Here is a 2,671-nt window from a genome sequence, read left to right on the forward strand (position 1 = left end):
ATTGGTTTTGGCTTCCACCCAGTATTCTATGATGATTGGAATGAATATTATGTAGGCTTCAACTTCATTAAAGTTTATTTTTTCTTTTGGTGGTATGGTGAAGGTTTGATATAGGACTTTTCCATTGTAATCATGCCAACCTACGAAACTACCCTGTGTATAGTCACTTTGTGGCGATTGAATCATAAAGTGATCGATGAGCTTTTCTCCTGTCCAACCGTTTTTGCCAGCCCAGCTTAGTTGATTGAGCCATGTGATAGCTTCACTTCTATAAGGTTCTTTCCAATTATATTTATTTTGCCTAGGTTGTTTTTGATTTTTTATATCTGTATTCCATGGTTGTGGTATCCAATTTTTTTCCCAAACCTTAAGTCCAGTCTTAACATCCGGTGGAAATGCTTCATTTGTAAAGGGATTTCCATTAAGATCGTAACCTAAATATCTTGGAATAGCTCCATCATCATCTTTGGAAACTATCTGCCCTTGTTTATTTTTATAGTCGTTATCTGGAACATCTTCTGGAATACCATATACTGCAAAGCCGTTTTTCTTACCTTCCTCATTTAGTAGACCATCTAAGGTTTCTTTTGGAACATGTGAATTTTCAATTGGCTGAAGCTTTCTAATAGCTTCTAAATCCATTTTAGTGTTAGAATTTGGATCGTTAGGATCTTGTCCTAAAATCATATATATATCTTCATCGGTATAATCCGACACCTTTAAAGGTTCAACCTGTGGTGTAAGCTGTGCATTGTATTTAAGTTTTACAACCCCATTGCTTAAAGACTTGTCAGTAACTTCTATATTATCCGTTCCATGATTATAGTAATTTTCAATAAAGCTATCCTTAGTACCACAAAACTTGTTTATAGGCCTTATAAAGTTTTCTGTAGAAAACATGAAGCCTAGATCATAGGGGTATGCAACAACATTAAAGACATCCTTAATATCTTCCTGTTCTACAAATTCTGTAAGGTCTATACTTTGCTCTATATCAATACTTTTCCCAAGTTGACCATTTATCCAATTTCCATCCTGATCTTTATAAATTAAAATCCCTTCTTGCTCTAATCTATAGTGAGGTACATAGGCAATAAGCTCTTTATTCTGTGCTATTGCTGGTATTGGATAAATTAAGGAAGATACTAATATCAATACTATCAAAGCCTTTGCCATACCCCTATTCATCAGTTTCACCTCCAATGTATATACTTACTGCACCTTCAATTTTTTTGCTGCTAAAGGTTCTTCCATCATATATAAATTGTTTTGATCTTTCTGTTGTCGGTTTTTCATTATCTATTACATTGCTTACATAAGCATAAACAGTTTCGAATTGTGTTGGATAATATACTTTGAGCATATCTTTAAGGACTGAATAATCTTTTCTGTATATATCTGGATATACTGTAATTAGATAGTTTTTATGGTAATCACTATATGAAGCAGAAATTCCTATAGAATCTAAATCCGTTTCTCCATCAATACTATAGAAAACCACTTTATTATCTATATCCATTTTAGGAGATACTAATGCGACCTCCTTCAACTCTTCGCTTTCAAGGGTCTTAATCTTTTCTTGAATACTCTCTGGGACTTCTTTTACCACTTCCTCCTTCTTCGTATCAACAGTAACCGTCCTACTCTCTCCATTCCAACCAACACTAGCCCCTAAGGCTTCAGAGACAAAGCGTAGGGGAACAAAGGTCCTATTGAAGTATATTTCTGCCTTGGTATCAAATTTTATGATCTTTGAATCAACTGTGGCTTCCATGGCACCTATTACTAGTTTGATATGTTTTTTATCTTGATCTATAAATACAGTTCTCGTTTCTCCATTCCAATCTACCTTAGCTCCTAGGGCTTCGGCTATAAACCTAACTGGGACAACTGTTCTTTGTTCCTTGTTTATAAAGGGTTTAGCGTCTTTGAATTTGATTTTAACTCCATCGACTTCTACATTAACTGTATTATCAAAGTTTTCATCTACTTTTATTAGCTTTCCGTCTTCATCCATTTTGTAATTGTCACCTTCTGCAAGTACATTTAAGCTTAAGATCATGATTAAAGCTATAGTTATAATTATTATTTTTTTCATAGTATATATCCCCCTCTAATTTATATTTCCTGCTGTTATATAGAATTTATTTACGACAAAAAACCTTCCCCCTGTCGTATACCCCTATGGAATTTTCATAATTTCTTGCCAATACCATCCTACTTCCTGATATCATTATTTAAAACTATGCTCATAAACAACCAATCCATTTTTATCCATCCCAATGAGCTTATTAACTTCCATATAATCATCTTCATCCTCTAACCAATAAAATATAAACAATCTACTTTCATCTATTTTATATTCCTCTTATTCAATGGAATTATCTAGCTTAACTCTTTTGAATATAATTATCCAATAATTTCACTAATTAGTATTATCATCTTCGTACATATCCCCCTTAACTGGGATGATTGTATCTACACATATATTTAATTTCCCTCCAGGGGTTGAAGCTCCCTTTAAATCCACTGTGATTTTATAATCTCCATCGGGGGTATGCACTGGTATATAATGCATTTTATTATGAAGAACACTGTTTTTATTGAGTGGTAATTCAAAACGACCATTTGACCCTACCATTTCAATGGTTTTACTTGGTGTATATAAATA

3 protein-coding genes are annotated in these 2,671 nt (G+C 33.4%); all 3 read right to left on the bottom strand.

Annotated elements, in window-relative coordinates; all coding sequences use genetic code 11:
- The coding region (locus N4A68_03185; GenBank protein MCT4563319.1) for a hypothetical protein at positions 1–1,188 on the bottom strand (1,188 nt) is incomplete at its 3' end.
- The gene (locus N4A68_03190) at positions 1,181–2,098 is read right to left on the bottom strand and encodes a copper amine oxidase N-terminal domain-containing protein (protein MCT4563320.1); all 918 of its coding nucleotides are present in this window, start codon (positions 2,096–2,098) and stop codon (positions 1,181–1,183) included. The genes N4A68_03185 and N4A68_03190, both read right to left, overlap by 8 nt.
- Positions 2,099–2,425: 327 nt before the next feature.
- A partial coding sequence (locus N4A68_03195) for a hypothetical protein (GenBank protein ID MCT4563321.1) occupies positions 2,426–2,671 on the bottom strand: 246 nt, incomplete at its 5' end.

The sequence above is a fragment of the Maledivibacter sp. genome (assembly GCA_025210375.1).
GTDB lineage: Bacteria > Bacillota > Clostridia > Peptostreptococcales > Caminicellaceae > JAOASB01.

Excerpts from the sequence above, each read along its gene's own strand:
- N4A68_03190 (MCT4563320.1), bottom strand. The coding sequence starts at position 2,098 with ATGAAAAAAATAATAATTATAACTATAGCTTTAATCATGATCTTAAGC.